5 protein-coding genes and 1 pseudogene are annotated in these 6,557 nt (G+C 51.5%); 2 read left to right on the top strand and 4 right to left on the bottom strand.

The window, feature by feature from the left end:
• Nucleotides 1–326: 326 nt before the first annotated feature.
• From NZ772_11375 to dusB, 4 genes and pseudogenes are all read right to left on the bottom strand, one after another.
• Nucleotides 327–2,549 (bottom strand): annotated as a pseudogene (locus NZ772_11375) (GTP-binding protein).
• A gap of 113 nt (nt 2,550–2,662) precedes the next feature.
• A complete protein-coding gene (locus tag NZ772_11380) occupies nt 2,663–2,971 on the bottom strand; it encodes a DUF5615 family PIN-like protein (protein MCS6814146.1) in 309 nt (102 codons plus the stop codon).
• A gap of 2 nt (nt 2,972–2,973) precedes the next feature.
• Entirely contained in the window at nt 2,974–3,255 is a 282-nt protein-coding gene (locus NZ772_11385) for a DUF433 domain-containing protein (GenBank protein ID MCS6814147.1), read from the bottom strand.
• A gap of 365 nt (nt 3,256–3,620) precedes the next feature.
• Nucleotides 3,621–4,676, bottom strand: a complete 1,056-nt coding sequence (gene dusB, locus NZ772_11390) for a tRNA dihydrouridine synthase DusB (GenBank protein MCS6814148.1) — start codon at nt 4,674–4,676, stop codon at nt 3,621–3,623.
• Between the two features lie 159 nt (nt 4,677–4,835).
• Here dusB and NZ772_11395 point away from each other — a divergent pair, with 159 nt between their 5' ends.
• Together NZ772_11395 and NZ772_11400 are read left to right on the top strand one after the other, a co-directional pair.
• Complete coding sequence (locus NZ772_11395; protein MCS6814149.1) at nt 4,836–6,140, top strand: ATP-binding protein; 1,305 nt, start codon at nt 4,836–4,838, stop codon at nt 6,138–6,140.
• Nucleotides 6,137–6,557: Rpn family recombination-promoting nuclease/putative transposase (locus NZ772_11400; GenBank protein ID MCS6814150.1), on the top strand; the 421-nt coding region annotated here is incomplete at its 3' end. The genes NZ772_11395 and NZ772_11400, both read left to right, overlap by 4 nt.

Below are 6,557 nucleotides of genomic sequence, written 5' to 3' on the forward strand. Positions count from 1 at the left end.
AAGGAGCAGGCACAGCATCGAGCTGAACAGTTAGAGGCGCTGTTGAGAGCACAAGGGATTGACCCCGATCAACTGCTGGGATTGTGACGCTGGGGCGAAGGGTTACCGATGCGTTGCTGCGGAAGTGCAGTCTCCCCAAACCCGCTTCTACTCTAGGTTGTCTTGCCTTCTTTATCTTACTGAATTTTGTCTTACTCACTTTTGTCTCGCCCGATTTTGTCTTGTCCGACTTTATCACCCCCGACTTTATCGCCGCCAGCTTTATCACCGTGAATGTAGTCGCCGTAAATGTAGTACTCGGTTCTGCCATCCTTGTCTTGGTATCGGCGTTGGCGGGTTTCAATTGACTCATAGCCATCTAACAGTTGGCGCAGGTTGACCTTGATGCGGAGTTTGCCGATCGCACACTCTGATTCGCCCATTGCCTCTAAGCCTAAGAGTTCTTGATAGTCGAGGGGAGGATAGTCAGGATGACCAGGGACAGGCACCCACTCACTCACTTCCAGGTTGCCAAAGCTAGTGTGGATTTTGGCGAATGCGTCCCGTATCAAGCATAGGAAGACGCGGCGGGTTTCTTCTCTGCCACTGATGCTAATGAAGATTTTGCCGTCAGCTTTGTCTGCCTTGATGCGGGCAATGTTGCAGGTGTCGTTGCCTTCGCGGTAGGCTAGCATCACGCCGCTGCGCCAGTAGGTGTGGTTGTGGATCTTCTGGTGGGTGAGGACAATGAAGCGGGAGATAATACTATCGGGCAGAATGCGGTAGTGATATTGAAACTCTAGGGTGTCGCCTTCAAGGGTGATGTCATCGGGTTGTTCTTTGGGGAGCAAGCCAGGGATGAGGAAGCAGTGTTCACTCACTCTAGATCCTTCTCCCAAGGGGAGAAGCGAACTTTGCGTAAAAGTTTGATTGGTTAAGCGAAAGCAAAGTTGGAACTCTTGCATAAGTTCGGTGAGATAGTGGTGGCGCTCTGGGGGGTAGCGCTGAGGGTCGAGGATGCGGCTGAGGTCGGCGGGGGTGAGGATGCCCTTGGTTTTGGTTTTCAGGTCATCGTCGCTGAGCAGGGCATAGATGCCTTGAGTAACCCAATCGGGGTTGAGGACGCTGGTGTTTTGCAATAAGGGATGGTCGCGGAAGTTGAGCACCAGCCCTAGGTTGTGCAGCAGGCGAATCAGTTGGTCTTAGTTTGCCTCTTCGGTGATGCCCTGCTGATAGCAAATGCCCAGATAGTGACTGTAGCTGATGAAGTCCTGATCCAAATGTTCCAGTTGCTCCTTGACCGCAAACCAGGAGAGGGGCAAGAGGTCGTAGACTTCCTTCAGGTTGCCGACCTGCTGGTGAATTGCCTCGCGCAGTTCAGGGATACCCTCCCCGGTCTGGCAGGAGGTTTCGATAATTGCCTGGATGTTGGGATATTTTTCTTGCAGGGCGCGGCGGTTGATATCCAGGGGTTGCTCGTCCTTTTTGTTGCCGACGATGATCACGGGGGATTGACCGCCAAAGCTGTCGATTAGCTTGAGCTAGTAATCTAAGCGGTTTTCTTCTTCGCTGGTGCAGCAGTTGCACACTAACAGGTAGAGGCTGCGCTTGGTAAGGAAAAACTGGTGGGTAGCATGGTAAATTTCTTGCCCACCAAAGTCCCAGACGTTGAGGCGCACATCCTTACTATTGACGTGGATGATCCAGGAGGTAACGCTAAGGCCATCGGTTTGGGGTTGGTGGGGGTCAAACTGGTTATGGCACAACCGCTGGACTAGAGAGGTTTTGCCCACACTGCTCTGCCCTACCAACAGCAACTTAGCCTCATTAAGGGGTCGCACCTCACCACTACGGAGTTGGCGCAGATAGTTAAAAATCTCCGCTACCGAACCCGGATCTTTATGCATGTCTGCTGAACCCAGGATCTCTGGAGAAATTGGTAATGGATTTCGCCGTAGATCAAGTCTTTTGAGCCTGGACAGAGTTTCTAAACTGTTGGGAATCTGGCTGATTTGGTTGCTATGGAGGTCAAGCGTGGTCAGGTTGGCGAGGTTGGCAATCGCCGCCGGGAGGACGCTGAGTTGATTGAAACTGAGGGCAAGCTGGCTGAGGTTGGTTAGTTGGCCGATCGCCGCCGGGAGGACGCTGAGTTGATTGAAACTGAGGTCAAGCTCCTTCAGGTGAGTGAGGTTGGTAATCGCTTCGGGTAACTCAGCTAAGCCTGTACTGACCAAACTTAGGGACTCTAGGGTGTGGAGTTGAAACACGACTTCTGGCACCACCGCTAGAGGATTACCACTCAGGTAAAGGGTCTTTAGGTTATTGAGTGCGACTAGCTCTGGGGGAAGCTCAGAGAGTTGATTGGTTGACAGCGTTGGCACTGGTTTGAATCTGTCACCTTCCCACCTCCACTCCCATGTTTCCACCTTGCCCAAAATCAAGGTTTCTAGGTGGGTGAGACTGCCGATTTCCGGGGGCAGTGTGGTGAGGTTGTTGCCGCTGAGGTCGAGTTCGCGCCACTGTTCGGCAGCAGCTTGGTGGATCAGGGCGAGGAGTTGGTCTGGGATCATGGGTGGCAGCGGATGAGGAATGGATGGTTGGTGGTGGATGGTGTAGGGTGGCGTTATGAATCGGGTGGGTAGGCGCTGAGAAATGCTAGCTGGTTCATCATAGATTCAGCCGATCAGACAGACATCAGCTTCAAAACCCGCCGCAATTGTTCCCCAAAGGCATAGTTCTGGGATGAAATGATGATGCCTGCATGGGCTTTCCCTGCTTCCAACCATTGGAAGTGTAGCTGGCAAAAGTCTGCCACGTTAAAGGTGTAAAATACTCGACCTTGCTCCATAGCCAGCACGAGTTGCTCATCATCGCTAAACCCGGTGGTTCGGGTTTCCCCTGGGGTGATCACATCCACATCACGAAGGCGTAACGCTTCCACAAATCGTCGATCCATCGCATCTTCATCAATGTATAGACGAATAGTAGTCATGTTTAGGTACCGATCGTGGCGGCACGTTGTTCATATTCAGCGGCTTCCGCAGCAAGGGCTGCCTCAATTTCAGCCCGATTACTGTGATAGTAAGCTAAGGCTGCATAAACCTGTGCCAGGGTAACCGTGGTTAAGCGATCAGAAATATCTTCTGCACTCCAACCCAGTTTGTAATAGCCTGCAATGCGTTGTACCGACACGCGGGTTCCCACAATGCGGGGTCGTCCTCCTAGGGTTTCTGGTGAGGACACAATCAGGGTACCAATGTCCGTTGGGGTAGAAATCATGCTGTTGTTGCCTTAACAACTGAGGAGCTACTTCCGTTTGGATGGGCTGAATTGGTGGCATAGGGCAGTCACCGTTAGCCAGAGTTAGCCATCATTTTATCAGGCTTTTTCTAGGCAGGGCAAAGGAACAATGCTTGACCATCACTGGACTTGAAGATGCAAAGGTCTCGCTGATCGAGGGTTAGTGTCTACCCTAGCTTAGGCACTCGAGTTGCGGCCAGAACAGTCCTGCTGAGCTTAACCCATAATGAGGCCAACTTTAAACACCAGTGCTGCTACGACGATCGATTGGGGCTACGATCGCCTGAACACTATGCTTTTGTGCAGCACTTGGCCACCTAACAGATCTCAACAAATCTTCACTAGTCGTCATGGCAATGGGTGGCAGTTGGGGCATTATCTTCCATTGCCATAGCCCGCTCGATCGCCTGTTCTAGCAGGGCTAGCCCTTCATCAACGGTTTCAATGCGACAAAGCTGGCCGCGCAGGTCAGCAGCACCCGGAAACCCCTTGGCATACCAAGTCATGTGTTTGCGGGCTTGACGCACACCCCGATCGCCCTTATATTCCCACAACATCCTCAGGTGATCGTAGGCGCAGTGCAACCGTTGTACGATCGTGGGCGCTGGCTTTTCTTGCCCCGTTTTGAGGAAATAGTCCACCTCTCCCACCAAAAAGGGATAACCCATAGTGCCACGGGAACACATCACCCCATCGGCTCCAGTTGCTTCTAGACAGCGGGCAGCCGCCTCAGCCGAGAAAATATCACCATTGGCAATCACTGGAATCGTGAGCACCTCTTTAACGCGCCGAATCCAGTCCCAGCGAGCGGGGCCATTAAAGCCTTGGGCACGGGTGCGCCCATGCACGGTGATCAGTTGGGCACCTGCATCTTCCATGCGACGGGCAAAGTCAAGAATGTTGATCTCGTTATCTGTCCAGCCGATGCGGGTTTTGACGGTAACAGGCACAGGGGCGATCGCCCGACTCACCGTTGCCACAATCTCTGCTGCTACCTCTGGTTGCCGCAACAGGGAAGAGCCACCCCCATTCTTAGTAATCTTGTTCACAGGACAGCCCATGTTGATGTCTACCGTGTCTGCACCCTCTGCCACGGCCTTTTCTGCGGCTTCTGCCAAAAACTGAGGCCGACAGTCAAACAGTTGAATGCTGATAGGACGCTCGTTATCATCCACATCCATGATTTTGGGCAACTGCTTGACGTAATGCAAACCAGTAGCGTTCACCATTTCGGTATACATCATAGAGTCTGGAGCATAGCGCCGCACCAACCGCCGGAAAACCAAATCAGTCACACCAGACAGGGGCGACTGCAACACCCGACTGGCAACGGTGACAGTACCGATGCGTAGTGGCTCTGCCAGACGCTGTTTAAGGCTGGGAGAAAGGGTCGCCATAGGATTCACTAGATGGAGCAAGGTGTGGTTTGTGCATGATCTAGTATGACTCACACCCAGGAACACGACAAACCAGAGATTGGCCCTGGGGCGATCGAGATAGCCAGCAAGTTATGATGCAGATGCAGTTCCATCCAGCTAGTTAGGAAGAGGAAGATTATGGAACTTAACCTTGCCCAATTCAGCAAAGCCTGCCGTCCCTATGAGCCGTTGGATGTCAGCAAAGCCGACCAGCGTCCCTATTACATTGATTTGTCCTCTGTCCGGGGTAACAAGATTCTGGAGGCACTGCGACGACCGATCGTTCGGCTATATACCGATGAACCAACCTGCCAACTATTCACCGGACACATTGGCTGCGGTAAATCTACGGAATTGTTGTACTTAAAAGCACTACTAGAAAAGGATGACTTCCATGTGGTGTATATGGAAAGTCGGCGGCATGTGGAGCTAGAGGATGCAGATATCAGTGATATTTTACTAGCGATCGCAGGGCAGGTCAGTGCCAGCTTAGAGGCCAGCGGTATCAACATTAAGCCTTCCTACCTGATGCGACTAATCCAGGAAGTGGTAGAGATTCTGAAAGCACCTGTTGAGATTGAAACCAATGCTAAGTTTTCATTCCTGATTGCTGAAATTACCACCACGACCAAAAGCAGCCCGCAAGTGCGGCCTCGGTTTCGAGAGCATGTAGAACCTCGCACAAAACTGATTCTAGACTCGATTAACAATGAACTGCTGACTCCGGCGATCGCCCAACTAAAGGCTAAGGGCAAACAGGGCTTGGTGGCCATTGTCGATGACCTCGATCGCATTGAAAATCGCCTCCACCCCACAGGTCAACTGCGTCCTGAATACCTGTTTGTTACCCGTGCTGATCAACTGAGTCGCCTCAAGTGCCATGTAATCTATACAATTCCTTTGATACTCACCTTTTCCAATTACATCGAAACTATTCGCAACCGTTTTGGGCAGCCTCAAATCTTGCCAATGGTGCCTGTCACACTGCGGAATGGAAGTCTCTGTGAACCGGGAATAGCGCTATTGCGACAGATGGTCTTGAGTCGAGCTTTTCCCCAAAAGCACCCTGTCAACCGGATGGATTTGGTAACCGAGGTGTTTGACAGCGCAGAAACCCTGGATCGGCTGTGTTGTGTCAGTGGGGGACACGCCCGCAACTTGATGATTTTGCTGTATGAGTGCCTGCGTCGCAGTGATCCGCCCTTTGCCCGATCGCAGTTGGAATCGGTAATCCAGTCCTATCGGAATACCCTGACTACCTCTATTACTACCGATGAGTGGGCATTGCTGCGGCGAGTTGCTCAAGATAAGTCCCTGGCGGGTGAACAGGAGTATGAAACCGCTCTCAAAAGTTTGTATGTATTTGAGTATCAGTATCAGGGCGATCGTTGGTATGACGTGAATCCTGTCTTGCAGGAAGCTCCCCAATTTCAGCAACCATGATTGACCACGATCGCCTCTTCAAAGAACTGCTCACCACCTTCTTTTGGGAATTTATCCAACTATTTTTCCCAGAGGTTGCAGCCTATATGGATCCTGACTCCATCATTTTTCTGGACAAGGAATTGTTTACTGATGTTACTGTGGGCGCGAAGTACGAAACCGATCTGCTGGTACAAGCCAAGTTCCAGAATCATGATGCCTGTTTTCTGGTGCATCTGGAGCATCAAGCTCAGGAACAACCGGGCTTTGACAAGCGTATGTTTCGCTACTTTGCTCGTCTTTATGAGAAGTATGATTTGCCAATTTATCCCATTGCCCTGTTTTCCTACGATGCCCCTCAAAAGCCAAAGCCTCCCGAACCCAGTCACCACTGCGTTCACTTTCCCAATAAGACTGTGCTTGAATTTCACTATGATG

Source organism: Cyanobacteriota bacterium, assembly GCA_025054735.1.
Taxonomy (GTDB): Bacteria; Cyanobacteriota; Cyanobacteriia; order SKYG9; family SKYG9; genus SKYG9.

Coding starts and splice junctions, on each gene's coding strand:
- NZ772_11380 (MCS6814146.1), bottom strand. CDS start 2,971: ATGACTACTATTCGTCTATACATTGATGAAGATGCGATGGATCGACGA.
- dusB (MCS6814148.1), bottom strand. CDS start 4,676: ATGGCGACCCTTTCTCCCAGCCTTAAACAGCGTCTGGCAGAGCCACTA.
- NZ772_11395 (MCS6814149.1), top strand. CDS start 4,836: ATGGAACTTAACCTTGCCCAATTCAGCAAAGCCTGCCGTCCCTATGAG.